The organism is Streptomyces thermoalcalitolerans (genome assembly GCF_039525155.1).
Classification (GTDB): domain Bacteria; phylum Actinomycetota; class Actinomycetes; order Streptomycetales; family Streptomycetaceae; genus Streptomyces; species Streptomyces thermovulgaris.
In genome coordinates this window covers 51593-78484 of the sequence record NZ_BAAAHG010000026.1, presented here as the reverse complement: position 1 = coordinate 78484, position 26892 = coordinate 51593, and the positions used below count along the sequence as shown (strand labels likewise).

Annotated in this window: 16 protein-coding genes, 1 tRNA gene, 2 rRNA genes and 1 pseudogene; 17 read left to right on the top strand and 3 right to left on the bottom strand. The window is 71.5% G+C overall.

Features of this window, described 5'->3' with window-relative positions:
* The 4 genes and pseudogenes from ABD224_RS16660 to ABD224_RS16645 all read left to right on the top strand — a co-directional run.
* Positions 1–97 (top strand): 23S ribosomal RNA (locus tag ABD224_RS16660); the annotation flags it as partial.
* Between the two features lie 83 nt (positions 98–180).
* Positions 181–297, top strand: a 5S ribosomal RNA gene (gene rrf, locus ABD224_RS16655).
* Positions 298–359: 62 nt separating this feature from the next.
* A pseudogene (locus ABD224_RS16650) lies at positions 360–799 on the top strand (DegT/DnrJ/EryC1/StrS family aminotransferase); the annotation flags it as partial.
* A gap of 72 nt (positions 800–871) precedes the next feature.
* Positions 872–947 (top strand) — tRNA-Thr (locus tag ABD224_RS16645).
* Positions 948–1028: 81 nt separating this feature from the next.
* Here ABD224_RS16645 and ABD224_RS16640 read toward each other — a convergent pair.
* Positions 1029–3782, bottom strand: coding sequence for a SpoIIE family protein phosphatase (locus ABD224_RS16640; RefSeq protein WP_344050444.1), 2754 nt, complete (start codon positions 3780–3782; stop codon positions 1029–1031).
* A gap of 373 nt (positions 3783–4155) precedes the next feature.
* On the opposite strand from ABD224_RS16640, the gene ABD224_RS16635 reads away from it, so the two are divergent.
* The 9 genes from ABD224_RS16635 (at position 4156) to ABD224_RS16595 (ending at position 18784) form a co-directional block, all read left to right on the top strand.
* Positions 4156–9669: a HAMP domain-containing protein gene (locus tag ABD224_RS16635; RefSeq protein ID WP_344050442.1), complete on the top strand. Its 5514-nt coding sequence runs from the start codon at positions 4156–4158 to the stop codon at positions 9667–9669.
* Positions 9670–9960: 291 nt separating this feature from the next.
* Positions 9961–10638, top strand: a complete 678-nt coding sequence (locus ABD224_RS16630; RefSeq protein WP_344050440.1) for a response regulator — start codon at positions 9961–9963, stop codon at positions 10636–10638.
* Positions 10639–10834: 196 nt separating this feature from the next.
* Entirely contained in the window at positions 10835–13582 is a 2748-nt protein-coding gene (locus tag ABD224_RS16625) for a DNA translocase FtsK (protein ID WP_344050438.1), read from the top strand.
* A 300-nt stretch (positions 13583–13882) separates the two neighbouring features.
* Positions 13883–14725, top strand: coding sequence for a helix-turn-helix domain-containing protein (locus ABD224_RS16620; protein WP_344050436.1), 843 nt, complete (start codon positions 13883–13885; stop codon positions 14723–14725).
* A 177-nt stretch (positions 14726–14902) separates the two neighbouring features.
* Positions 14903–16384 carry a 30S ribosomal protein S12 methylthiotransferase RimO gene (gene rimO / locus ABD224_RS16615; protein ID WP_344050434.1) on the top strand — a complete coding sequence of 494 codons (1482 nt, stop codon included), beginning with the start codon at positions 14903–14905 and terminating at the stop codon, positions 16382–16384.
* Positions 16381–17229 (top strand): CDP-diacylglycerol--glycerol-3-phosphate 3-phosphatidyltransferase, encoded by an 849-nt coding sequence (pgsA, locus tag ABD224_RS16610; protein ID WP_344050432.1) that lies wholly within the window; start codon positions 16381–16383, stop codon positions 17227–17229. Before rimO ends, pgsA begins: the two co-directional genes overlap by 4 nt.
* Positions 17226–17771, top strand: coding sequence for a CinA family protein (locus tag ABD224_RS16605; protein WP_344050430.1), 546 nt, complete (start codon positions 17226–17228; stop codon positions 17769–17771). The genes pgsA and ABD224_RS16605 overlap by 4 nt, the downstream gene beginning before the upstream one ends.
* Before the next feature lie 109 nt (positions 17772–17880).
* Positions 17881–18258, top strand: a complete 378-nt coding sequence (locus ABD224_RS16600) for a helix-turn-helix domain-containing protein (protein ID WP_344050428.1) — start codon at positions 17881–17883, stop codon at positions 18256–18258.
* Positions 18259–18487: 229 nt separating this feature from the next.
* Complete coding sequence (locus ABD224_RS16595; protein ID WP_344050426.1) at positions 18488–18784, top strand: hypothetical protein; 297 nt, start codon at positions 18488–18490, stop codon at positions 18782–18784.
* Here the strand turns inward: ABD224_RS16595 and ABD224_RS16590 are convergent.
* Entirely contained in the window at positions 18781–19617 is an 837-nt protein-coding gene (locus tag ABD224_RS16590) for an Fpg/Nei family DNA glycosylase (protein ID WP_344050424.1), read from the bottom strand. The genes ABD224_RS16595 and ABD224_RS16590 overlap by 4 nt on opposite strands.
* A gap of 53 nt (positions 19618–19670) precedes the next feature.
* Positions 19671–24563, bottom strand: coding sequence for an ATP-dependent helicase (locus ABD224_RS16585; protein WP_344050422.1), 4893 nt, complete (start codon positions 24561–24563; stop codon positions 19671–19673).
* A gap of 126 nt (positions 24564–24689) precedes the next feature.
* Between ABD224_RS16585 and ABD224_RS16580 the strand changes: the two genes are divergently transcribed.
* From ABD224_RS16580 to ABD224_RS16565, 4 genes are all read left to right on the top strand, one after another.
* On the top strand, positions 24690–25688 hold the full coding sequence (locus ABD224_RS16580; RefSeq protein ID WP_344050420.1) for an AraC family transcriptional regulator: 999 nt from the start codon (positions 24690–24692) through the stop codon (positions 25686–25688).
* The gene (locus ABD224_RS16575; protein WP_344050452.1) at positions 25589–26308 is read left to right on the top strand and encodes an AzlC family ABC transporter permease; all 720 of its coding nucleotides are present in this window, start codon (positions 25589–25591) and stop codon (positions 26306–26308) included. Before ABD224_RS16580 ends, ABD224_RS16575 begins: the two co-directional genes overlap by 100 nt.
* Positions 26305–26613 carry an AzlD domain-containing protein gene (locus ABD224_RS16570; protein WP_344050418.1) on the top strand — a complete coding sequence of 103 codons (309 nt, stop codon included), beginning with the start codon at positions 26305–26307 and terminating at the stop codon, positions 26611–26613. Before ABD224_RS16575 ends, ABD224_RS16570 begins: the two co-directional genes overlap by 4 nt.
* 66 nt (positions 26614–26679) lie before the next feature.
* Complete coding sequence (locus tag ABD224_RS16565; RefSeq protein WP_344050416.1) at positions 26680–26874, top strand: DUF3046 domain-containing protein; 195 nt, start codon at positions 26680–26682, stop codon at positions 26872–26874.
* The last annotated feature ends 18 nt before the right edge of the window (positions 26875–26892 follow it).

The window sequence follows — 26892 nt, the reverse complement described above, 5'->3', positions numbered from 1 at the left end:
GTAAGGCTCCCAGGAGATGACTGGGTTGATAGGCCGGATCTGGAAGCGTCGTAAGGCGTGGAGGTGACCGGTACTAATAGGCCGAGGGCTTGACCATGGGTTGCTCGCGTTCACTGTGTGGGTTCTGAGGCAACGAACCCGCCCGCCCTGATGTGGCTGGTTTTGTTTGTTTCATAGTGTTTCGGTGGTTATAGCGTGAGGGAAACGCCCGGTTACATTCCGAACCCGGAAGCTAAGCCTTACAGCGCCGATGGTACTGCAGGGGGGACCCTGTGGGAGAGTAGGACGCCGCCGGACAAGATTTAAGAGGGTTGGGTCCGAACTTCTGGTTCGGGCCCAACCCTTTTTTGTTTGTCGTCATTTGGCGTTCACATGGCCCGGCCGGCATCGGAGCCGGTGACGAAGTCGTCGTGCCGGCGTTCGGTAACGCGGAGGTCGCCGAGGCCGTGATCCAGGCAGCCGCGCTACCGGTGTTCGCCGACATAGGTCCGGCGGCGTACTGCTTCGATCCGTTCGCCGTCGAGGCCGCCGTAACTTCCCGTACGGCGGCCGTTGTTGTCGTGCAGCGCTTCGGCTGGTCGGCCGACGGCATGGGCTGCTGATAGTGGAGCAGGGCAGATCGGAGGAGCCGTATGACGAGGTGGCGCAGCGCAGGGAGCGTGCCGCCTATCTGAACGCGAGGCTACGAGGCGTACGGACACCGGACGGAGGCGATGAGCACACCTACCAGCAGTACGTGGTGCGTGTCCCTGCCGGAAACCGGGCGGGCCGATGTGCGATGTGCCGGGCGGCCCGATCATGGTTAGGAGCATGGCTCTGTTCGGGGTATGATCTCTTTCGTTGCCGCGGGGAGAACCCGAAAAGGCGACCGGCCCCTATAGCTCAGTCGGCAGAGCGTCTCCATGGTAAGGAGAAGGTCAACGGTTCGATTCCGTTTGGGGGCTCCAGTACAAAGGCCTTTGCCCGTCCGGGCAAAGGCCTTTCGTCTGTCTCGTCCGTCTGTTGTCCGTCTCGTACGTCCGACGGCCCTACTTGGGCAGATCCGGGACGCGCATGGCGAGAATCGCCATGTCGTCGGACGGGGCGTCCGAGGCGAAGCGCTCCACCGCACGCATGATGCGGGCCGCCACCGCTCCCGCCGTCAGACCCGTGCAGGTGGTGAGGACTTCCGCGAGACCGTCGTCGCCCAACATGCGTGAGCCCTCGCGGCGTTCGGTGACGCCGTCCGTGACGCACAGCAGGACGTCACCGGGCTCCAGCGTGACCGTCTGCTCGTACAGCTCAAGGTCCTCCAGGACGCCGAGGAGCGGCTGAGGATCGGCGGCCGGTTCCACCGTGCCGTCCTGACGCAGGCGCAGCGGCGGCGGATGGCCGGCGCAGACGACCTTCAGCTGGGCGCTGCCGTCCTCCTGCGGCCGCAGCTCGCCGTACAGAAGCGTGAGGAAGCGACTGCGGGCACCCTCGTCGAGGATGGCGGAGTTCAGGCGTTCCAGTACCGCGGGGCCACCGAAGCCCTCGCGGGCCAGCAGTCTGAGCGCATGCCGGGCCAGGCCCGTCACCGCGGCCGCCTCCGGGCCCGTACCGCAGACGTCGCCGATGGCGAAGCCGTAGGCGCCGTCCCGGATCGGGAAGAGGTCGTAGAAGTCGCCGCCGACCTCGTTGCCCTCGCCGGCCGCGCGGTAGATGACCTCGACCTCCACGCCCTCGACCTGGGGAAGGCCCGGCGGCAGGAGACTGCGCTGGAGGGACTGGCTGATGGCCGTGCGTTCCGAGTACAGACGGGCGTTGTCCAGGGCGAGGGCGGCACGGCGGCTCAGGTCCTCGGCCAGTTCCAGGATCTCCTGGCGGAAGTGCTCCTCGGAGGGTTTGCCGAGCGTGAGCATGCCGATGACGCGGTTGCGGGCGACCAGCGGCAGGACCACCGTCTCGCCGCCGACCGCGGAGGCCGTGGCCAGCGTCGGTCCGACGGCCGTACCGATCTGGTGGTGGGACTCGCCCAGGCTGAGGCTGCGCATGGAGGTGTGCAGGGCGGCCTGGTGGGCGGCCTCGCGGGGCGCGTTCCACACGCGGGCGCCGGGGGTGGGGACCGGGTCCGGCGGCGGAATCCTGGACAGCAGGGACTTGATGCCGTCGATCAGTTCCTCGTCCTCGTGCAGGACGTAGGACAGGTAGGGCTCGGAGGCCTGGTCGGCGATGGTGTAGACGGCACACCAGGTGGCCAGGGTGGGGACCGTCATCTGGGCCATCAGGGCAAGGGTCTGGTCCCGGTCCAGAGTGCCGGCCAGCAGGTCGGACGCCTCGACGAGGAAGCTGAGGGAGCCGCGGCGCAGCCGCTCCAGCTCGCCCAGGCGGGCCGACTCGACGGCCAGGGCGATGCGGTCGGCGGCGAACTGCAGGCGCAGCGCCTCTTCGTTGGAGTATCTGCCGGGTGCCTCCGCGGCGACACCGAGGGAGCCGGTGAGACGGCCCTCGACCTTCAGCGGGACCGTGACGACCGACCGCATGCCGGTGCCGTTGAGCAGGGGGACGGCACCGGGGACGGCGGTGAGGTCGTCGTGGACGGCCGGCATGCGGGCCGAGCCGTAGCGGCCGGGTCCGGCCTCGACGGGGACACGGGCGAAGCGCTGGCGGGCGGAGGGCAGGCCGGTGGAGGCGCGGACCTCCAACTCCGTCTCGTCGTCGGTGGCCAGAAGAAGGAAGGCGGCGTCACCGTCGAGCATGTCGCGGGCGCGCTCGACCGTGCGCTGCAGCAGGCTGTCGAGGTCGTCGGGAGCGGGGGAGCCGATGAAGACCTCGAAGGGATCGGCGTTCGCTCCCTCGGAGGTGCTGTTCGCGTCGCTGGTTGCCGCCGGACGCAACGGCGTCTGCAGGATGGCCCGTTCGTGGTCCCGGACGAGCAGGCAGACGGTGGAGGGCTCGCCGTCCGTGTCGCGTACACGGAGGTGGGAGGCGTAGACGGGGATGACACGGCCGTGGGAGCCGCGGATGCCGTAACTGCCTTCCCAGCGGGAGAGCTGGAGCGCCTCGGCGATGCCCGTGCCGGTGCCGGGGGTGTGCGGCCAGGCCGCGAGGTCGGTGAGCGGCTTGCCGGTGACCTGGTCGGCGGTGTGGCCGAAGAGTTCCTCGGCGTCCTCGTTCCAGGCGGTGATGGAGCCGTCGCGGTCGATCTGGACGACGGCCACACGGACCCGGCCGTCGGCGAGCGGGAGGAGGTCGGCGGGCAGGAAGGGGCCGGCGGTGCGGGTGCCGACCGGGCGTTCGGGCAGGTCCAGCTGGAACCAGACCTTCTTGTGCGTGGGCGTGTACTCCACGCCCCAGCGGCCGGCCAGGGCCGCGCACAGCTGCAGGCCGCGGCCGCCCTCGCGGTCGGGGCTGCCCATGTTGACCGCGGAGCTCTGGACCGGGATCTCCCGCTCCGGGTAGCGGTCGGACACCTCGACCCGTACCCCGTTGTCACTGCGCAGACACAGCACGTCGGCGGCCGTGCCGGCGTGCACGACCGCGTTGGTGACCAGTTCGCTGGTGAGGACCACGGCGTCGTCGACGATGTCGCCGAAGCCCCAGCCCTGGAGGGTGTCGCGGACGAAGGAGCGGGCGGACGCGACCGATCGCCCCTGGGGCTCGAAGCTGGCGGCCGCGCGCGCGGTGATCACAGAACTCCTCGTCCGGTTGTCGACGTGCAGACCCAGGTGCCCTACGAGCTCACGCCGCTGCTCCGGCAGCTGCGGACCCTTCGGCCGTGGCTCCGGGGGCTGCCCCCCGGGGATCACTCCTGTGGTCATGTGTGCGGCCGCCTCCATGCCCGTTCGTTCCCGTGCCACCGCCCAGGCCGGGCGGACCGGCGTGGCTGGACAGCCCCATGCAAGGTTACTTACCTTCGCGGTCCAGGCTGATGCCGGTCAGCAGTGATTCCGCCCGGAGAGTGTGCGGAAGGTTGCAAAGCTGCCGAACTGTTATGGCCTGGTTCGGCAAGGGTGAAACACTGGGCAGGCTTCTGGTGAAGGTCGGAGCAGGCTGAGTGTGTTCTCCGCGCCTGAGGCAGCGGCCCTTGGCGAGGCATGATCGCATCGGGCGGATATACGCAGCAGTAACTGGCACGCCGAACAGCAATACCGGGGCACAGCAGCAACGGTCGACCCCTGCGGGAGGGACACAGTGGAGTCTGGCGCAGCGACGCGAAGCACCAAGACGCGCGCGAAAGGCGGACAGTCCCTGAAGAACCAGCGCAAGGCGCGCAAGGGGACAACTGAGGTGGACACGGCTGCCCTGGACCGACTGCTGGCTGCGCTGACGGCGATGCGGGACGGCAATTTCCGCAAACGGCTCACGGTGTCCGGGGACGGCGTGATGGCGGAGATCGCGGCGGTCTTCAACGAGGTCGCCGACCGCAATCTGCATGTGACGGGCGAGCTGGCGCGGGTACGGCGCGTGGTGGGGCGCGAGGGGAAGCTCACCGAGCGGCTGGAGACGGGGCCCTGCGAGGGTTCCTGGGCGGCCGCGATCGAGAACTCCAATGCGCTCGTCGACGATCTCGTGCGCCCCGTCGCCGAGGTCAGCCGGGTGCTCTCCGCGGTCGCCGAGGGTGATCTGTCGCCGCGCATGGAGCTGCGCGCGTACACGCCGGAGGGGGTCGGGCAGCCGCTGCGCGGCGAGTTCCTGAAGGTCGGGCGGACGGTCAACAACCTGGTCGATCAGCTGTCGGCGTTCACCGACGAGGTCACGCGGGTGGCCAGCGAGGTCGGCACCGAGGGCAAGCTGGGCGGCCAGGCGCGGGTGCGGGGGCTGTCCGGTTCGTGGAAGGACCTCACCGACTCCGTCAACACGATGGCGTCCCGGCTGACCGCGCAGGTGCGGGACATCGCGCTGGTCACCACGGCGGTGGCCAAGGGCGATCTGTCCAAGAAGGTCACCGTGGACGTGGCCGGCGAGATGCTGGAGCTGAAGAACACCGTCAACACGATGGTGGACCAGCTGTCGGCCTTCTCCTCCGAGGTGACGCGGGTGGCCCGTGAGGTGGGCACGGACGGCATCCTCGGCGGTCAGGCGCATGTGCCGGGCGTGGCCGGCACCTGGAAGGACCTCACCGACTCGGTGAACCGGATGGCCGGCAACCTGACGGCCCAGGTGCGCGGGATCGCGCAGGTCACCACCGCCGTCGCCAACGGTGATCTGTCGCAGAAGGTGACCGTGCCGGCGCGGGGCGAGGTCGCGCAGCTCGCCGAGACGATCAACCAGATGACCGAGACGCTGCGGATCTTCGCGGACGAGGTCACGCGCGTGGCCAACGAGGTCGGCGCCGAGGGCCGTCTGGGCGGCCAGGCGAATGTGCCGGGGGTGGCCGGCACCTGGAAGGACCTCACGGACTCCGTCAACACGGTGTTCCGGAATCTGACCACCCAGGTGCGGGACATCGCCGCCGTGACGACGGCCGTGGCCAACGGTGATCTGTCGCAGAAGGTCACCGTGGACGTGGCCGGCGAGATGCTGGAGCTGAAGAACACCGTCAACACGATGGTGGACCAGCTGTCGGCCTTCTCCTCCGAAGTGACGCGGGTGGCGCGGGAGGTCGGTGTCGAGGGTGAGCTGGGCGGCCAGGCGTACGTGCCGGGCGCGGCGGGGACGTGGAAGGACCTCACGGACTCCGTCAACACCGCGTTCCGCAACCTCACCGGGCAGGTGCGCAACATCGCCCAGGTGACGACGGCCGTGGCCAACGGTGATCTGTCGCAGAAGGTCACCGTCGACGTCTCCGGCGAGATGCTCCAGCTGAAGAACACCGTCAACACGATGGTCGACCAGCTGTCCGCCTTCGCCGACCAGGTCACCCGGATGGCCCGGGACGTGGGCACGGAGGGCCGTCTGGGCGGTCAGGCCGTGGTGCCGGGTGTGTCCGGCACCTGGAAGGAGCTCACCGACTCCGTCAACTTCATGGCGGGCAACCTCACCTCCCAGGTGCGGCAGATCGCCCAGGTGACGACGGCCGTGGCCCGCGGCGATCTCTCCCAGAAGATCGATGTCGACGCGCGCGGGGAGATCCTGGAGCTGAAGAACACCATCAACACGATGGTGGACCAGCTGTCCGCCTTCGCCGAGCAGGTCACGCGGGTGGCCCGTGAGGTGGGCACCGAGGGGCGCCTGGGCGGTCAGGCGCAGGTGCCCGGGGTCGCCGGTGTGTGGCGGGACCTCACGGATTCCGTGAACGGCATGGCGGGCAACCTCACCGACCAGGTGCGCAACATCGCCCAGGTCGCCACCGCCGTGGCCCGCGGCGACCTCTCCCAGAAGATCACCGTGGATGCGCGCGGGGAGATCCTGGAGCTGAAGAACACCATCAACACGATGGTGGACCAGCTGTCCTCGTTCGCCCAGGAGGTCACGCGGGTGGCCCGTGAGGTGGGCACCGAGGGCCGCCTGGGCGGTCAGGCGCATGTGCCGGGCGTGTCCGGCACCTGGAAGGAGCTCACGCAGTCCGTGAACTCCATGGCGAACAACCTGACCAGTCAGGTGCGCAACATCGCCGAGGTCACGACCGCCGTCGCCAAGGGCGACCTGTCCAAGAAGATCACCGTCGACGCCAAGGGCGAGATCCTCGAGCTCGTCACCACCGTGAACACGATGGTGGACCAGCTCTCCTCGTTCGCCGAGCAGGTCACGCGGGTGGCCCGCGAGGTGGGCACCGAGGGCATCCTCGGCGGTCAGGCGAACGTGCCCGGCGTCGTGGGCATCTGGAAGGACCTCAGCGACAACGTCAACCTGATGGCGAAGAACCTCACCATGCAGGTGAGGAACATCTCCCAGGTGGCCGCCGCCGTCGCCAACGGCGACCTGACGCGGACGGTGACGATCGAGGCGCGCGGTGAGGTCGCGCAGCTCGCCGAGACCTTCAACACCATGGTGAAGACGCTGAGTTCGTTCGCCGAGCAGGTCACCAAGGTGGCCCGTGAGGTGGGCACGGACGGCATCCTCGGCGGTCAGGCGCATGTGCCGGGCGTGGCCGGCACCTGGAAGGACCTCACCGACTCGGTGAACCAGATGGCGTCCAACCTGACCGGCCAGGTGCGCAACATCGCCATGGTCACCACCGCCATCGCCAAGGGCGATCTGACCAAGAAGATCGACATCGAGGCGCGCGGGGAGATCCTGGAGCTGAAGACGACCATCAACACGATGGTGGACCAGCTGTCCAGCTTCGCCGAGGAGGTCACGCGGGTGGCCCGCGAGGTGGGCACCGAGGGCCGCCTGGGCGGTCAGGCACGCGTGCGGGACGTCGACGGCACCTGGCGGGACCTGACCGAGTCCGTGAACGAGATGGCCGGGAACCTGACCCGGCAGGTGCGCGCCATCGCGCGCGTGGCGACCGCCGTGACCCGCGGCGACCTGAACCTGAAGGTCGACGTCGACGCGTCCGGCGAGATCCAGGAACTGCAGGACACGGTCAACAAGATGATCGCCAACCTGCGCGACACCACGATCGCCAACAAGGAGCAGGACTGGCTCAAGGGCAACCTGGCCCGGATCTCCGCGCTGATGCAGGGCCGCCGCGACCTGCAGGACGTGGCCTCGCTGATCATGAGCGAGCTGACGCCGGTGGTCTCCGCGCAGCACGGCGCGTTCTTCGTCGCGATGCCGCTGGTCGACGGCACGGACCTCGGCGGCGAGGACGAGGACTCCTACGAACTGCGGATGCTGGGCTCCTACGGCTACTCGACGGGCTCCATGCCGACGTCGTTCCAGCCGGGCGAGGGGCTGGTCGGGACGGCCGCGAAGGAGAAGCGCACCATCCTCGTGGAGGACGCGCCCAGCGGCTATCTGAAGATCTCCTCCGGGCTCGGCGAGGCGCCGCCCGCGCAGGTGATCGTGCTGCCGGTGCTGTTCGAGGGCACGGTGCTCGGCGTCATCGAGCTGGCCTCCTTCACCCCGTTCACGCAGATCCACAAGGACTTCCTGAACCAGATCGCGGAGGTGATCGCCACCACCGTCAACACCATCTCCGTCAACACCAAGACCGAGCAGCTGCTGAAGCAGTCCCAGGAGCTGACCGAGCAGCTGCGGATCAGGTCCGCGGAGCTGGAGCAGCGGCAGAAGGCCCTGCAGGCGTCCAACGCCGAACTGGAGGAGAAGGCCGAGCTGCTGGCCCAGCAGAACCGTGACATCGAGGCGAAGAACTCCGAGATCGAGGAGGCCCGGCAGGTCCTGGAGGAGCGCGCCGAGCAGCTCGCCGTCTCCATGCGCTACCGCAGCGAGTTCCTGGCCAACATGTCGCACGAGCTGCGGACGCCGCTCAACTCCCTGCTGATCCTGGCCAAGCTGCTCGCCGACAACGCCGAGGGCAACCTCACCCCGAAGCAGGTGGAGTTCGCCGAGACCATCCACGGCGCGGGGTCCGACCTGCTCCAGCTGATCAACGACATCCTGGACCTGTCGAAGGTCGAGGCGGGCAAGATGGACGTCTCCCCGACCCGCATCGCGCTCGTCCAGCTCATCGACTACGTCGAGGCCACCTTCCGTCCGCTGACCGCGGAGAAGGGGCTCGACCTGTCCGTGAGGGTGTCGCCGGAGCTGCCCGCCACCCTGCACACCGACGAGCAGCGGCTGCTGCAGGTGCTGCGCAACCTGCTGTCCAACGCGGTGAAGTTCACCGACTCCGGATCGGTGGAACTCGTCATCCGCCCCGCGCGGGACGACGTTCCGCAGAGCATCCGGGAGCAGCTGCTGGAGGCCGGCTCACTGACCGACCCGGACGCGGAACTGATCGCGTTCTCCGTCACCGACACCGGCATCGGCATCGCGGCCAGCAAGATGCGGGTGATCTTCGAGGCGTTCAAACAGGCCGACGGCACCACCAGCCGCAAGTACGGCGGTACGGGCCTCGGGCTGTCCATCTCGCGGGAGATCGCGCAGCTGCTCGGCGGTGAGATCCACGCGCAGAGCGAGCCGGGCCGCGGCTCGACGTTCACGCTGTATCTGCCGCTGCACCCGGGCGAGCTGCCGCCGCAGGGCTATCAGCAGCCCGGCTCCGTCCTGGACGACGGCACGCTGGTCGCGGAGTCCGGGACGGACGCGTCCGAGCAGACCGCCGTGCACGGCGAGCAGCCGGCGGAGGCGGAGCCGCGTCAGGAGACGCGGAGCGGCCCCACCACGCTCTTCCGCCACCGCCGCAAGACCCGCCGCTGGGCCCTGCCCGTCGCCGACGAGCAGGCGGGGCGGCAGGACCAGCCGGCCCAGGAGCAGGAGGCGGAGGCCGCCGCGGCGGAGGCGGACACGGGTCCGCACGGAAGCCGGGCCATCCGGTTCGACGGCCAGAAGGTGCTCATCGTCGACGACGACATCCGCAATGTGTTCGCCCTGACCAGTGTGCTGGAGCAGCACGGACTGTCCGTGCTGTACGCCGAGAACGGCCGCGAGGGCATCGAGGTCCTGGAGCAGCACGACGATGTGGCGGTCGTCCTGATGGACATCATGATGCCCGAGATGGACGGGTATGCCACGACCACGGCGATCAGGCGGATGCCGCAGTTCGCCGGACTGCCGATCATCGCACTGACCGCGAAGGCGATGAAGGGCGACCGGGAGAAGGCGCTCGAGTCGGGCGCCTCCGACTATGTGACCAAGCCCGTCGACCCCGATCACCTGCTCGAGGTGATGGCCCAGTGGATGAACCGGGAGTGACGGCAGGCCGGTGACGGGAACCTTCCGGGCGCGCGCGGAGTTGCCGATCCGGGGTGCACGAAGACGTGTAGAAGCGCGGAATTCGGGGAACCTTCCGGTCTCCCGCCACGTTTCTGCTATGTGCACAGTGACATCGCGGTGACAGGGTGTGGCGACGGGCGGGGTGCGGCTACGATGACCGGCACAAGGAGGGACGGCACAAGGAAGCCGTCCTCCGGGGCGGCACCCACCGGTGCTTCCCCGGTTCCTGCGGACAGGGGCGGCCCCAAGCCGGGGCGAGGAGGGCGGGCCATGGTGCAGAAGGCCAAGATCCTCCTGGTCGATGACCGGCCGGAGAATCTGCTGGCGCTGGAGGCCATCCTCTCTGCGCTCGATCAGACGCTGGTGCGGGCATCCTCCGGGGAGGAAGCGCTCAAAGCACTGCTGACGGACGATTTCGCGGTCATCCTGCTGGACGTCCAGATGCCGGGCATGGACGGCTTCGAGACGGCCGCGCACATCAAGCGGCGGGAGAGGACCCGGGACATCCCCATCATCTTCCTCACCGCGATCAACCACGGTCCGCACCACACCTTCCGTGGCTATGCGGCCGGCGCGGTGGACTACATCTCCAAGCCGTTCGACCCGTGGGTGCTGCGCGCGAAGGTCTCGGTCTTCGTGGACCTGTACATGAAGAACTGTCAGCTGAAGGAGCAGGCGGCTCTGCTGCGGCTCCAGCTGGAGGGCGGCAAGGGCGGAGTCGGCGACGGCAAGGAGGCGGCGGGCATTCTCGCCGAACTCTCCGCGCGCCTCGCCGCCGTCGAGGAGCAGGCGGAGGCCCTCTCCAAGCAACTCGACGAAGAGTCGGCGGACGCGGCGGCGGTGGCCACGGCGGCCCATCTCGAGCGCAAGCTGACGGGGCTCAGGCGGGCCCTGGACGCGCTGGAGCCGGGCGCGGGGAACACCTCGTCGGTCCCCTCCCAGAAGTGAGCCGGAACCTCCGGCCGGATGCGGGTGCCGGAGGTGGAGGCCCGGAGAACGGCGGCTGCCGCCCGGCTTCCTGAGAGCGCGTCAATGCCCGGTTTCCTGGGGGTGCGTCAATTCTGCGCCTCGCCACGGGCGACACGAACGGGTGAAGCTTTGGGCACACGTGTCCGCTGTCGCCTCCCCCGGTACCCTCGCACCCATGGCCTCACGTCCCTCCGCAGCCAAGAAGCAGTCCGCGAAGAAGGCGGCCGCTCCCGGGGCGGCCCCGGCGAAGAAGGCTGCTGCGAGGAAGGCTCCCGCCAAGAAGGCTTCCACCAGGAAGGCGCCTGCCAGGAAGGCACCCGCCAAGAAGGCCGCGGTGAGGAAGCCCGCGCCCAGTCCCACCGGGGGCGTGTACCGGATCGTGCGCGCCCTCTGGCTCGGGCTCGCGCACGCCGTCGGCGCCGTGTTCCGCGGCATAGGGCGGGGCGCCAGGAACCTCGACCCCGCGCACCGCAAGGACGGCGTCGCCCTGCTGCTGCTCGCCGTCGCCCTGGTCGTCGCCGCCGGCACCTGGGCCGATCTGCACGGGCCCGTCGGGGACCTGGTCGAGATCCTGGTGACCGGGGCCTTCGGCCGCCTGGACCTGCTCGTGCCGGTCCTGATCGCGACCGTCGCCGTACGCCTCATCCGGTATCCGGAGAAGCCCGAGGCCAACGGACGCATCGTCATCGGCCTGTCCGCACTCGTGATCGGTGTGCTCGGGCAGGTGCACATCGCCTGCGGCTCGCCCGCCCGCAGCGGCGGCATGCAGGCCATAAGGGACGCCGGCGGGCTCATCGGCTGGGGTGCGGCGGCCCCGCTGACGTATGCCGTGGGCGAGGTCCTCGCCGTACCGCTGCTGGTGCTGCTCACCGTGTTCGGTCTGCTGGTCGTGACCGCCACCCCGGTCAACGCGATCCCGCAGCGGCTGCGGCTGCTCGGAGTGAGGCTCGGCATCCTGCCCGACCCGGAGGAAGCCCCGTACACCGAGGACGACGCCCGCTACGACGAGCAGTGGCGCGAGGTATTGCCCGCGCGCCCCCGCAAGCGTCAAAGCGCCCCCCAGGAGTACGACCCCGACGGCGCCGAGCAGGAAGCCCTCGGCAAACGGCGTGGCCGCCCCCGGCGTTCGGCCGTGCCGCAGCCGGACATGGAGCAGCAGATGGACGCCGTGGACGTGGCCGCCGCTGCCGCCGCCGCGCTCGACGGCGCCGTCCTGCACGGCATGCCGCCCTCACCGGTCGTCGCCGACCTCACCCAGGGGGTCGGTGTCGCCGACCGCGGCGAGGCGACGGTTCCCACCCCCGTCCCGGCCGCGCGGACCACCAGGACCCCGCCCGCCCGGCGCCCCGCATCGGAGAAGCCGGCCGGGGTCCCCGATCTCACGAAGACCCCGCCGCCCCCCACGCGAAGCCTGCCGCCGCGCGCCGAACAGCTCCAGCTGTCCGGTGACATCACCTACGTCCTGCCCTCCCTCGACCTGCTCGAGCGGGGCGGCCCCGGCAAGGCGCGCAGCGCGGCCAACGACGCCGTCGTCGACGCGCTCACCACCGTCTTCACCGAGTTCAAGGTCGACGCCCGCGTCACCGGGTTCACCCGCGGGCCGACGGTCACGCGCTACGAGGTCGAACTCGGGCCCGCGGTGAAGGTCGAACGCATCACCGCGCTGACGAAGAACATCGCCTACGCCGTGGCCAGCCCGGACGTACGGATCATCAGCCCCATCCCCGGCAAGTCCGCGGTCGGCATCGAGATTCCCAACACCGACCGGGAGATGGTCAACCTCGGCGATGTGCTGCGCCTGGCGGAGGCGGCCGAGGACGACCACCCGATGCTGGTCGCGCTCGGCAAGGACGTCGAAGGCGGCTATGTGATGGCCAACATCGCGAAGATGCCGCACATCCTGGTCGCCGGTGCCACCGGCTCCGGCAAGTCGTCCTGCATCAACTGCCTGATCACCTCGGTCATGATGCGGGCGACCCCGGAGGACGTCCGCATGGTCCTCATCGACCCCAAGCGCGTCGAACTGACCGCCTACGAGGGCATCCCGCACCTGATCACGCCGATCATCACCAACCCCAAGCGGGCCGCCGAGGCGCTGCAGTGGGTCGTGCGCGAGATGGACCTCCGGTACGACGACCTGGCGGCGTACGGCTTCCGGCACATCGACGACTTCAACGAGGCCGTCCGCAACGGCAAGGTGAAGGCCCCGGAGGGCAGCGAGCGGGAGCTGCAGCCGTACCCGTACCTGCTGGTGATCGTCGACGAGCTCGCCGATCTGATGATGGTCGCGCCGCGCGACGTCGAGGACGCGATCGTGCGCATCACCCAGCTCGCGCGCGCGGCCGGCATCCACCTGGTGCTCGCCACCCAGCGGCCCTCCGTCGACGTCGTCACCGGTCTGATCAAGGCGAACGTGCCCTCGAGGCTCGCCTTCGCGACCTCCTCGCTCGCCGACTCGCGCGTCATCCTCGACCAGCCGGGCGCCGAGAAGCTCATCGGCAAGGGCGACGGGCTGTTCCTGCCGATGGGCGCGAACAAACCGATCCGTATGCAGGGCGCGTTCGTGACCGAGGAGGAGATCCAGGCGGTCGTCCGGCACTGCAAGAGCCAGATGGCGCCGGTCTTCCGGGACGACGTCGTCACCGGCACCCAGCGGAAGAAGGAGATCGACGAGGACATCGGCGACGACCTCGACCTGCTGTGCCAGGCGGCCGAGCTGGTCGTCTCCACCCAGTTCGGCTCGACGTCCATGCTGCAGCGCAAGTTGCGGGTCGGCTTCGCCAAGGCGGGGCGGCTGATGGACCTCATGGAGTCCCGGGGCATCGTCGGCCCCAGCGAGGGCTCCAAGGCACGTGACGTTCTGGTGAAGCCCGACGACCTGGACGGCGTGCTGGCCATGCTCCGCGGGGAGTCCGAGGAGTAGCCGGGGAGTTCGGGGGTGGCAGGAGGAGACCGTCCGGTGGAGGTGCCTGCCGCGGGCAGGCGCCCGGACCGTGATCCACTCGTTAGCGAACGGCGGGCAACCCTTTTCCACGGCCGCACGTCAAGGTGAGCGAGAGGACCCGGTGCGGGGCCGAACCCGGGCGCGACGACCGGTCCCGCCGTCGGACCGCCCGGCCATTCCGATGGCGTACAAAGCTCCACCGCCGGGTCGCTCCACCCTTTGGCACCACCCTAGACTGAACCTCCAGCACAGGCGGCTACACGCTCGAAAGGCGCCCCCGTGTCCATCGGCAACTCCCCTGAAGACGAGCGTCCGTTCGAAGACGTATCCGAGGAAGCCCGCCCCTCCGTCGGCCGTGCCCTGCAGCAGGCGCGGATCGCCGCCGGAAAGACCGTCGAAGACATCAGCAACGCCACCCGGGTCCGCGCGGCCATCGTGCGCGCCATCGAGGCCGACGACTTCACCCCCTGCGGCGGTGATGTCTACGCCCGCGGGCACATCCGGACCCTGGCGAAGGCCGTGGGCCTCGATCCGGCCCCGCTGCTCGCGCAGTACGAGACCATGAGCGGCGGCCGTCCCGCCCCCACACCGGCCGCTCCCCTGTTCGAGGCGGAACGCATCCGCCCGGAGCGCCGCGGGCCCAACTGGACCGCGGCGATGGTGGCCGCGATCGTCGTCGTGATCGGCTTCGTCGGTTTCACGGCCTTCAAGGGCGACAGCGGCAGCACCACCGCCAAGGAACAGGTGACCGAGAACCCCGCGCCCACCGCCGACAGGACGGACCCGCCCGAACCGAAGAGCAGCAAGCCCGCCGACCCGAAGCCGGAACCGTCCGACAGCGCCATCGCGGCCGCCCCGCAGGACAAGGTCACCGTGCGGGTCAGCGCCACCAACGGCCGCAGCTGGATCTCCGCCAAGGACCACAACGGCCGGATGCTCTTCGACGGGCTGCTGAACAAGGGTGAGACCAAGACCTTCCAGGACAGCACCAAGATCAACCTGATACTCGGTGACGCCGGCGCGGTCCAGCTCTACGTCAACGGCAAGAAGATCGAGGACCAGTTCCAGCCGGGCGCGGTGGAACGCCTCACCTACACCAAGGGCGACCCGCAGGCCGGATAGGCGGAGAAGCACACGCACGACGTGACCCGCGCATCCGCGTGAACCGCGATCCGCGGGAACAGGGCGTCGGCGGACACGTGACCAGGGTGCCGAACAGGCACATCGACAAGGGGTTGGCCCACAACCGGCCAACCCCTTCGACATGGGCCGTCAGCAAGACAAAGTAGGCTTGAGCCCATGCCTGAACGCCGTACCGTCGCACTCGTCACCCTCGGCTGCGCCCGTAACGAGGTGGACTCGGAGGAGCTCGCGGGCCGCCTGGAGGCGGACGGCTGGCAACTCGTGGAGAACGCCGCGGACGCGGACGTCGCCGTGGTCAACACCTGTGGTTTCGTGGAGGCCGCCAAGAAGGACTCCGTCGACGCCCTCCTGGAGGCCAGCGACCTCAAGGGGCACGGCAGGACACAGGCGGTGGTCGCGGTCGGCTGCATGGCCGAGAGGTACGGCAAGGAACTCGCCGAGGCCCTCCCGGAGGCCGACGGCGTGCTCGGCTTCGACGACTACGTGAACATCTCCGAGCGCCTGCAGACCATCCTGAACGGCGGCGTCCACGTCCCGCACACCCCGCGCGACCGCCGCAAGCTGCTGCCGATCAGCCCGGTCGAGCGGCAGAACGCCGGTGCGGACGTGGTCATTCCGGGACATGGCCCCGCCGACCTCCCGGAGGGCCTCGCTCCGGCGTCGGGCCCGCGCCCACCGCTGCGCCGCCGCCTGGACGGCTCCCCGGTCGCCTCGGTCAAGCTCGCCTCCGGCTGCGACCGGCGCTGCTCCTTCTGCGCCATCCCCTCCTTCCGCGGCTCCTTCATCTCCCGCCGCCCCGGCGATGTGCTGAACGAGACGCGCTGGCTGGCCGAGCAGGGCGTCAAGGAGATCATGCTGGTCTCCGAGAACAACACCTCCTACGGCAAGGACCTGGGCGACATCCGCCTGCTGGAGTCCCTGCTGCCCGAGCTCGCCGAGGTCGACGGCATCGAGCGGGTGCGGGTGAGCTATCTGCAGCCCGCCGAGATGCGCCCCGGGCTCATCGACGTGCTGACCTCCACCCCCAAGGTCGCCCCCTACTTCGACCTGTCCTTCCAGCACTCCGCGCCCGGCGTGCTGCGCGCCATGCGCCGCTTCGGCGACACGGACCGCTTCCTGGAACTGCTGGACACCATCCGCGGCAAGGCGCCCCAGGCCGGCGTGCGTTCCAACTTCATCGTCGGCTTCCCCGGCGAGTCCGAGGCCGACCTGGCCGAGCTCGAGCGGTTCCTGAACCACGCGCGGCTGGACGCCATCGGGGTCTTCGGCTACTCCGACGAGGAGGGTACGGAGGCGGCGACGTACGAGAACAAGCTCGACGAGGACGTCGTGGCCGAGCGCCTGGCCCACATCTCCCGGCTGGCCGAGGAGCTCGTCTCCCAGCGCGCCGAGGAGCGCGTCGGCGAGACCGTGCACGTGCTCGTCGAGTCCGTGGACGACGAGGAGGGCGTGTACGGCCGGGCGGCGCACCAGGCACCGGAGACGGACGGCCAGGTGCTGCTCACGGGTCTCACGGGCGGCGAGGACGTGGCCGTCGGCCGTATGGTCGAGGCGAAGGTGGTCGGGACCGAGGGCGTCGACCTGGTGGCCGAGCCACTGACGGGCACGTCCGTATGGGGTGAGGAGGCAGGCAGATGACCGGAATCCCGGCATCCGCGGCAGGCGGCTCCTCCGGCGCGCACGGAACGGCCGCAGGGGCGGTCCCGCGCCGAACCGGCGCGGACAGGGTCGCGGGCGCCCCCCGTGTCTCTCGTGCTTCCCGTGCCTTCCGTGCCTCTTCCGGGCCCGTCGGTCCCGGTGATCTGACCGGTTCCGGCGGGGCGGACCGGTCCGTGGCGGGGCAGGGCGGTGACCGGCCGCCGCGCGGCGGGAAGATCGCGGCCGCCGCCGTCGACCAGGCCAGCCTGTGGAACATCGCCAACCTCCTGACCATGCTCCGGCTGCTCCTGGTCCCCTGCTTCGTGGTCCTGATGCTGGCCGGCGGCGGGTACGATCCGGCGTGGCGGTCGCTGGCCTGGGCGGCCTTCGCCATCGCCATGATCACCGACCTGTTCGACGGTCATCTGGCGCGCAGGTACAACCTCGTCACCGACTTCGGGAAGATCGCCGACCCCATAGCGGACAAGGCGATCATGGGGGCGGCGCTGATCTGTCTCTCCGGGCTCGGTGAGCTGCCCTGGTGGGTGACCGGAGTGATCCTCGGCCGGGAACTCGGGGTCACGCTGCTGCGTTTCCTGGTCATCCGCTACGGCGTCATCCCGGCGAGCCGCGGTGGCAAGCTCAAGACCCTCACGCAGGGCGTGGCCGTCGGCATGTATGTGCTGGTGCTGACGGGCTGGCTGGCCACTCTGCGATTCTGGGTGATGGCCGTGGCCGTCGTGCTGACCGTGGTGACCGGTCTCGACTATGTGAGGCAGGCCATTGTGCTGCGCAGGCGGGGAATCGCCGGGCGCCGTGAGGCGTTGGAGGAGTCGGAGACGTGAGTTCACCGGCCGCCGAGGTAGTGAGGCTACTCACGGTGAGGGGCGAGACGGTCGCCGTCGCCGAGTCGCTGACCGGTGGCCTGGTCGCCGCGGAGATCACCTCGGTGCCCGGGGCGTCCAAGGTGTTCCGTGGCTCGGTCACCGCCTACGCCACCGAGCTCAAGCACCGCCTGCTGGGGGTCGACGCCGCTCTGCTGGCCGAGCGGGGAGCGGTGGATCCGCAGGTCGCCGCTCAGATGGCGGCCGGCGTGCGAAAGGCCCTGGGGGCCGACTGGGGCGTCGCGACCACCGGTGTCGCTGGCCCCGACCCCCAGGACGGACAGCCCGTCGGGACGGTCTTCGTGGCCGTGGACGGGCCTCTCAAGACGGAGACCGGCGCCGCCCCTGGCGGGAAAACGACCGCGCTGCGGTTGAACGGCGGCCGGACGGAAATTCGTAGAGAGAGTGTACGGAGCGTGCTCGCACTGCTCCTGGAGCAGATCGCGGGCGAACAGACTGGAAATGAGCGGGCACAGGATACGGAACGGAACGGGGGGTTTTGATGTTTGCAGCCCTGAGTGAACACGACATCGCTCCCCGCACGGCCGCGGCACGAGGCGGTACGGTGGGGCGAGAAGGATGCGGCCATGCGGTCCGAGGAGGGAGCCACCGATGATCCTGCTCCGTCGCCTGCTGGGTGACGTGCTGCGTCGGCAGCGCCAGCGCCAGGGCCGTACTCTGCGCGAAGTCTCCTCGTCCGCTCGAGTCTCGCTCGGCTATCTCTCCGAGGTGGAGCGGGGGCAGAAGGAGGCTTCCTCCGAGCTGCTGTCCGCCATCTGCGACGCGCTGGACGTACGGATGTCCGAGCTCATGCGGGAAGTGAGCGACGAGCTCGCTCTCGCCGAACTGGCCCAGTCCGCCGCGGCCCCCGACCCCGTTCCCACGCCGGTTCGCCCGATGCTGGGCTCCGTGTCGGTGGCCGGCGTGCCTCCGGAGCGGGTGACCATCAAGGCGCCCGCCACCGAGGCGGTGGACGTGGTCGCCGCGTGATCTGTCACACACGTGTATGACCTGACACAGCCGTGGTGAGGCCCCGGCCGGGCCTTCTCCGGGAAGCCCCGGAGAGGTGCGGTCGGGGCCTTCACCGTGTCCGGGAGGCACGGCGGAGGCACGGCGGCTTCCACCGCCCCGTTTGCCGGTGCCGGCCGGTGCCGCCATCGTGGAGGCCCAGGTGGTGATACGGCGGCACCGCGGAAGGCCGGAGGAGGTGAGGGGAGTGATGACGGGGCCGATAGTGCGCTGGGGGGCGGTTGTGGGGCTCGGCGCGGTGTGGTGGTGGGCGGTGCTGCGGCTGCTGCTGTCGGGCGAGACGGGGGTGCTGGAGGGGACGGTCGCGGCCGGGGGATGGGGGCTGAGCGTGCTGCCGGTGCACTGCGCGCAGAAGGAGCGGCCGGAGAGAAGACCGGAGAGAAGACCGGGGAGGAGCGGGGGAAAGAGGGCGGGGAAGAGGCCGGACGGCGCGGTGCCGTCGCCGCTCCGTTCGGACCGGGAGTCCGGTGGGTCGGCGGCCGGCTAACGATCACGGTGTGTCCGCCGCCCCCGCGGGAAGTCCGGCACCGGTGCCGGGCCGGACTGGCAGGCGGGGCACCAGTAGGTGGGGCGCTCCCGGGAGCGGTCGCCCTGGTCGGCCACCCGGACGGAGGTGCCGCAGCGCAGGCAGGGACGCGGTGCGCGGCCGTAGACGAACAGGTTCTGGCCGCGCAGGCCCGTGGTCCGGCGGACCACGCGGTCGCGGTTGGCCTCCAGGAGCCTCTTGGCCAGCACGGGCAGCTTCGCGGCCCGGTCGGCGGGCAGGGCACCGACGGGCAGCCATGGGGTGACACCGAGCAGGAAGCAGAGCTCGCTCTTGTAGACGTTGCCGATGCCGGCGAGATTGCGCTGGTCGAGCAGGGCCTCGCCCAGGGGGCGGCCCGGGTCGGCGAGGAGGTTGGCCAGCGCCCGGTCGGGGTCCCAGCCGGGGCCGAGAAGGTCCGGGCCGAGGTGGGCGACGACCTGCTCCTCCTCGGTGGTGCGCAGCAGCTCCAGGACCTGCAGACGGTAGCCGACGGCCGTACGGTCGGCGGTGCCGAGCACGGCGCGGATCTGGTGGGCGGGGCCGCCCCTCCAGCGCTCACCGGTGCCGTACACCTTCCAGGCGCCCTCCATCCGCAGGTGCGAGTGCAGGGTCAGACCGCCCTCGAAGCGGGTGAGCAGGTGCTTGCCGCGCGAGACCGTGTCCAGGACGGTCCGGCCGGTGAGGTCGACCGTGGCGTACTTCGGCACCCGGAAGTCGCTGAGGGTCAGCACCTTGCCCGCGAGGGCGCCGTGCAACCGTCTCGCGGCCTGCCAGACCGTGTCGCCTTCGGGCATGGGTCAAGGGTGGCACGTGCGGGCGGGCGGGTGCGCGGTCCGCGTCCGCCGGCTCAGGCACGCAGGCGCAGACCGCGCGGGGTGGCGACGAAGCCCGCTTCCTCCAGGAGGGCGCCGGTGGGGGAGGCCAGCGCCGAGGCGCCGTTGATGCGCTCCACGGTGACCGTGCCCAGCGAGCCCGCGCGGGCGACCGCGGCGAGCGCCTCGGCGGCCGTCCGCAGGCGCGGGTCGCCGCCGACGCCGTCCGGGCCGGCGGACCAGGCCAGCAGGGTCTTGCCGCCGCGCTCCATGTAGAGCGTCAGCTCGCCGTCCACGAGCACCACCAGGGAACCGGCCTTGCGGCCCGGTTTGTGCCCCGCTCCGGCCGGGGGTTCGGGCCAGGGCAGCGCGGCGCCGTAGGCGTTCGCGGGGTCGGCGGCGGCGAGGACGACCGCCCGGGAGCCGGCGCAGGCGGTACGGCCGCGGCGGTCGGCGAAGCCGGACCCGGAGCCGTACGGGAAGGGCTGCCCGCCGCCCCGTGGGCCGCCGGGACCCGGTGGGGCGAGATCCCGGGGCGAGACGTACTCGCCCGGTACGGGCCGCCCGGACGCCGGCCGGCCCGTACCGGCGGCGGGGAACCCGGTGCCGGAGTCCCCCGCGGAGGGGAAGCCGTCGGGCGAACCGGGACCGCCGCCGTGGGAGTCCGCCCCGGTCGGGCCCTCGCCCCGCTCACGGGCGCCTGCCACCGCGCGCAGGCGGTCGACCGCGCCGTCCATCGCGAACTGGGCGGCGCCCAGGCCCTCCACCACATAGCCCCGCCGGGCCTGGCCGCTGTCCTCGAAGGCGGACAGGACCCGGTACACCGCCGAGAACCCGCCCTCGACGCCCTCCGCCGCCACCGCTCCCCGGGTGACCACGCCGTGCCGGTCGAGGAGGGTGCGGGCCAGTGCGTGGGCGCGCACGGTGGGATCGGGGTCGCGGGCGGGCAGCAGCGACCAGCGGCCGGCGACGGTCGGCGGACCGTTGCGGGAGGCGGGCCGGGCGGCGGCCGTCAGGGAACCGTAACGCCCGCGCGGGACCGCGCGCCTGGCCCGGTGGGCCGTGGAGCCGGCGGTGCGGCCCGAGCCGAGCAGCGAACGCATCGGCGCGAGCGTGTCGTTGGTGAGCCGCCCGGACCAGGCCAGGTCCCACAGGGCCTCGGCGAGTTGGGGATCCGTGACCTCGGGGTGGGTGGTCGCGCGGACGCGGTCGGCGATCTGGCGGAAGAACAGGCCGTAGCCGCCGGAGAGGGCGTCCAGGACGGACCGGTGCAGGGCGGTCGGCTCCAGGGGGTGCGGCGGCGGCAGAAGCAGCGGGGCCGTGTCCGCCAGGTACAGCGAGACCCAGCCGTCCTTTCCGGGCAGTGCGCCCGCGCCCGCCCACACCACCTCGCCGGTGGCGGTGAGTTCGTCGAGCATCGAGGGCGTGTAGTCCGTCACGCGGGACGGCAGGACCAGCTTCTCCAGTGCGGAGGCGGGCACGGGCGCGCCCTGCAACTGCTCGATGGCACGCACCAGTCCGTCGATGCCGCGCAGCCCGTGCCCCGTGCCGATGTGCTGCCACTGGGGCAGGAACCGGGCCAGCGCGGCCGGCGGCACCGGCTCCAGCTCGTGCCGCAGCGCGGCCAGCGAACGGCGGCGCAGCCTGCGCAGCACGGTCGCGTCGCACCACTCCTGTCCGATGCCCGCCGGGTGGAACTCGCCCTGGACGACACGGCCGCTCGCCGCGAGCCGCCGCAGTGCGCCCTCGGTGACCGCCACGCCCAGGCCGAAGCGGGCGGCGGCTGTCGCCGAGGTGAACGGGCCGTGGGTGCGGGCGTAGCGCGCGAGGAGGTCGCCCAGGGGGTCCTCCACCGGCTCGGTGAACGCCTCCGGGACGCCCACCGGCAGGGCGGTGCCGAGCGCGTCGCGCAGCCTGCCCGCGTCCTCGACCGCGGCCCAGTGGTCGGTCCCGGCGATCCGGACCCGGATGGCCCGGCGGGCCCGGGCCAGTTCCTGCGCCCAGCCCGGTTCGGCGCCGCGCTCGGCCAGTTCGGCGTCGGTGAGCGGACCGAGCAGCCGCAGGGCGTCGGCGACGCCCTCGACGTCCTTGACGCGCCGGTCCTCGGTCAGCCACTGCAGCTCCCGCTCCAGTTCGGCCAGCACCTCGGCGTCGAGCAGTTCGCGCAGCTCCGCCTGGCCCAGCAGCTCGGCCAGCAGCCGTGAGTCCAGCGACAGCGCGGCGGCACGGCGCTCGGCGAGCGGCGAGTCCCCCTCGTACAGGAACTGGGCGACGTACCCGAAGAGCAGTGAGCGGGCGAAGGGGGACGGCTCGGGCGTGGTGACCTCGACCAGGCGCACCCTGCGGGACTCGATGTCGCCCATCAGCTCGACCAGGCCCGGGACGTCGAAGACGTCCTGCAGGCATTCGCGAATCGCCTCCAGCACGATCGGGAACGAGCCGAATTCACTGGCCACCTGGAGCAGTTGGGCGGCGCGCTGGCGCTGCTGCCACAGCGGGGTGCGCTTGCCCGGACTGCGGCGCGGCAGCAGCAGCGCACGGGCGGCGCACTCGCGGAAGCGGGACGCGAACAGGGCCGAGCCGCCGACCTGGTCGGTGACGATCCGCTCGACCTCGTCCTTGTCGAAGACGACGTCCGCCGCGCCGACGGGGGCCTGCTCGGCGTCGTACTCCGGACCGGCCGTCACCGGCTCCTGGCCGAGCAGGTCGAGCCCCATCAGATCGGCGTCCGGCAGACGCAGCACGATGCCGTCGTCGGCGTGCATGACCTGTGCGTCCATGCCGTACCGCTCGGACAGGCGGGCGCCGAGCGCCAGCGCCCACGGGGCGTGCACCTGGGCGCCGAAGGGGGAGTGCACCACGACCCGCCAGTCGCCCAGCTCGTCGCGGAAGCGTTCCACGACGATCGTCCGGTCGTCGGGAACATGACCGCAGGCCTCGCGCTGTTCGTCCAGGTACGACAGGACGTTGTCCGCGGCCCACGCGTCGAGGCCGGCCGTCAGGAGCCTGCGCCGGGCGTCCTTCCTGGGCAGGGAACCGATCTCGCGCAGGAACGCGCCCACCGCGCGGCCCAGCTCCAGCGGGCGGCCCAGCTGGTCGCCCTTCCAGAACGGCAGCCGGCCCGGTACGCCCGGCGCGGGGGAGACCAGGACCCGGTCGCGCGTGATGTCCTCGATGCGCCAGGAGCTCGTGCCGAGCGTGAAGACGTCGCCGACCCGGGACTCGTAGACCATCTCCTCGTCCAGCTCGCCGACCCGGCCGCCGCCCTTCTTGGGGTCGGAACCGGCGAGGAACACCCCGAACAGGCCGCGGTCGGGGATCGTGCCCCCGGAGGTCACGGCGAGGCGCTGCGCGCCGGGGCGGCCGGTGACCGTGCCCGTCACGCGGTCCCACACCACGCGCGGGCGCAGCTCCGCGAACGCGTCGGACGGATAGCGCCCGGCGAGCATGTCGAGGACGGCCGTGAACGCCGACTCCGGCAGCGAGGCGAACGGCGCCGCCCGGCGGACCAGGGCGAGCAGGTCGTCGACCTGCCAGGAGTCCATCGCCGCCATCGCCACCAGCTGCTGGGCGAGCACGTCCAGCGGGTTGGCGGGCACCTTCAGGGACTCGATGGCGCCCGCGCGCATCCGCTCGGTGACCACCGCGGCCTGGACCAGGTCGCCGCGGTACTTCGGGAAGATCACGCCGGTGGAGACCGCGCCGACCTGGTGGCCCGCGCGGCCGACGCGCTGCAGCCCGGAGGCCACGGACGGCGGGGACTCCACCTGGACGACGAGGTCCACGGCGCCCATGTCGATGCCCAGCTCCAGGCTGGAGGTGGCGACCACCGCCGGGAGCCGGCCCGCCTTGAGGTCCTCCTCGACCAGGGCGCGCTGCTCCTTGGAGACCGAGCCGTGGTGGGCGCGCGCGATGACCGGGGGCGCGCCGTGCGCGGCGCCCGAGCCGCCCATCAGCTCGGCCGGGGAGTGGTGCTCGTCCAGGGGCCGGCCGGTCGCCCGCTCGTAGGCGATCTCGTTGAGCCGGTTGCACAGGCGCTCGGCGAGCCGCCGGGAGTTGGCGAACACGATCGTCGAACGGTGGGCCTGGACCAGGTCGGCGATCCGCTCCTCGACATGCGGCCAGATCGACGGCCGCTCCGCCCCGTCGCCGCCGTCGGCGACCGGGGAGCCTCCCAGCTCGCCCAGGTCCTCGACCGGGACGACCACCGACAGGTCGAACTCCTTGACGGACTCCGGCTGGACGATCTCCACCTTGCGGCGCGGCGACAGAAAGCGGGCGACCTCGTCGACCGGGCGGACGGTCGCGGACAGCCCGATACGGCGGGCCGGCCGGGGCAGCCGCGCGTCCAGGCGCTCCAGGGACAGCGCCAGGTGGGCGCCGCGCTTGGTGCCGGCGACCGCGTGCACCTCGTCCAGGATCACCGTCTCCACACCGGTCAGCGCCTCGCGCGCGGACGACGTCAGCATCAGGAACAGCGACTCGGGTGTGGTGATCAGGATGTCCGGCGGGCGGGTGGCCAGGGTGCGGCGCTCGGCGGCCGGGGTGTCGCCGGAGCGGATGCCGACCCGCACCTCCGGCTCGGGCAGTCCCAGCCGGACGGACTCCTGGCGGATGCCGGTGAGGGGGCTGCGCAGATTCCGCTCCACGTCGACGGCCAGGGCCTTGAGCGGGGAGACGTACAGCACCCGGCAGCGCTTCCTCGGGTCGGCGGGCGGCGGGGCGGAGGCCAGCCGGTCCAGGGCGGAGAGGAAGGCGGCCAGGGTCTTGCCGGAGCCGGTCGGGGCGACCACCAGCACGTCCGAGCCCCTGTCGATGGCCTGCCAGGCACCCGCCTGGGCCGCGGTGGGCGCGGAGAAGGCCCCCGTGAACCAGGCGCGGGTCGCGGGGGAGAAGCCTTCGAGAGCCCGGTGAGCGTCGTCGACCATGCGTCCATCGTGCACCCGGTCACTGACAGCGCCCTTCGGCCCGGGCGTGCCGCGATCTTGTGACGGCCCGCGGCCCGGTGGCGGCCCCGCGCTCGCACCGCCGCGGCGACGGCGGAGAATCGACGCATGGCGGGAACGGCCGAGGAGCGGGCGCGGTACTGGCAGTACGAGGAACTGCCCGGTGTCGATCTGCTGCGGGCCCGCTACATCCGCAAGGAGTTCGTGCGCCACACGCACGAGCACTTCGTGATCGCCGCCATCACCGAGGGCATGGAGGTGTTCCACCACCGGGGGAGCGACCAGTACGCCGGAGCCGGGGCGCTCGCGCTGGTCAATCCCGACACGCCGCACACCGGGCGGGCGGGGGTGCCCGAGGGCTGGCGGTACGGCGCCGTGTATCCGGCGCCCGGCCTGGTCGCCGAGATCGCGGCGGAGACCACGCACATCCGCGGGACACCGGGATTCGTCAGCCCGGTGCTCGACGACCCGTACGCCGTCGCTCTGGTGCACCAGGTGCTGCGGGCCGCGGACGAGGGGAACGCGCTGGCGGCCGACACCCTGCTGCGGGTCGTCGTGACCCGGCTGCTCCGGCTCAACGGCGGTGCGCTGCCGCGGCGGGAGGTGCGGACCGCGGGAGCACGGACCGCGGCACGCGCGCGTGCCGTCCTGGAGGAGCGGATGGCCGATCCGCCGAGCCTGCAGAAGCTGGCGGCCGACCTGGGCAGCAGCCCGTTCGCGCTGCTGCGGGCCTTCCGTGACGCCTACGGGATGCCGCCGCACGCCTGGCTGACCGACGCCCGGGTGCGCAGGGCCAGACGCCTGCTGGACGCGGGCACCCCGCCCGCCCAGGCCGCCGTCGCCGTGGGCTTCACCGACCAGTCGCACCTGAGCCGGCACTTCTCCCGGATCGTCGGCGTGCCCCCGGGGGCCTACCAGCGCGAGCGCAAGAACGTACAAGACGCACGCTCCAGGCTCTTCCTACCCTCGGCGGCGTGGTACGACAGACAGCTCTCGCAGACACGGACATACACGCCGACGGCGGAGGAAAGCCCGACGCCGCCGTCGTACGGGACGCCCTCGGAGTCGGGGTCGCCGTCGGACTCTCCGGGTTCGCCTTCGGGGTGACCGCGGCGGGCAGCGGGCTCACAGTCCTGCACAGCTGTGCGCTCAGCCTGCTGGTGTTCACCGGTGCCTCCCAGTTCGCCCTGGTGGGGGCGCTGGCGGCCGGAAGCAACCCGTTCACGGCGGCCGCGGGCGCCTTCTTCCTGGGTGTGCGCAACGCCTTCTACGGGCTGCGTCTGTCGCAGCTGCTGGCCCTCCCGCGCGCGGTACGGCCCCTGGCCGCCCAGTGGGTCATCGACGAGACCACCGCGGTCACGCTGGCCCAGCCCACGCGGCGCAGCGCCCGGATCGGCTTCACCGTCACCGGACTCACCCTGTACGTGCTGTGGAACCTCACCACGCTGCTCGGCGCGCTGGGCGCCGAGGCGCTCGGCGACACCGAGGCATGGGGCCTGGACGCGGCCGGACCCGCCGTGTTCCTGGCGCTGCTGGCGCCCATGCTGAAGACCTCCACCGAGCGGGCGGTCGCCGCCGGGGCCGTACTGCTGGGCCTCGGTCTGCTGCCCGTGCTGCCGGCCGGGGTGCCGGTCCTGGCCGCCGCGCTCGCCGCGCCGGCCGTGCTGTACCTGAAGGGCCGCCGCGCGGGCGGCACCCGTGACGAGGAACGGGAGGGAGACCGTTGAACATCTGGATCGCGGTGGCCGTGACCGCCGTCGGCTGCTACGCCGTCAAGCTGGCCGGGCTGCTCGTTCCGGCGGGGGTTCTGGAGCGGCCGCTGGTGAAGCGGCTCTCCGCGCTGCTGCCCGTCGCCCTGCTGGCCGCGCTCACCGCCCAGCAGACATTCGCCGACGGGCAGGCGCTCGTGCTGGACGCACGGGCCGCCGGGCTCGCGGCCGCCGCCGTGGCGCTGGTGCTGCGGGCCCCCTTCCTGGTCGTCGTCGCGGCGGCCGTGGTGGTGACGGCCGGGGTGCGGGCCCTGACCGGGTGACGGCGGGCGGCGGGTGCCGTGCCCGCCGCCTCATTCCGGGGTGTCCCGGGGCGGAATACTGGGGGCATGCGGTTGACGGTCTTCTGGGAGCGGATGGCGGAGCACTTCGGCGCGGGATACGCCGACACCTTCGCGCGCGACCACGTGATGTCGGAGCTCGGCGGACGGACGGTGCACGAGGCGCTGGCGGCGGGCTGGGACGCCAAGGACGTGTGGCGTGTGGTCTGCCAGGTCATGGACGTTCCGCAGGAGAGGCGCTGACGGGGCGCGAAGATCGCG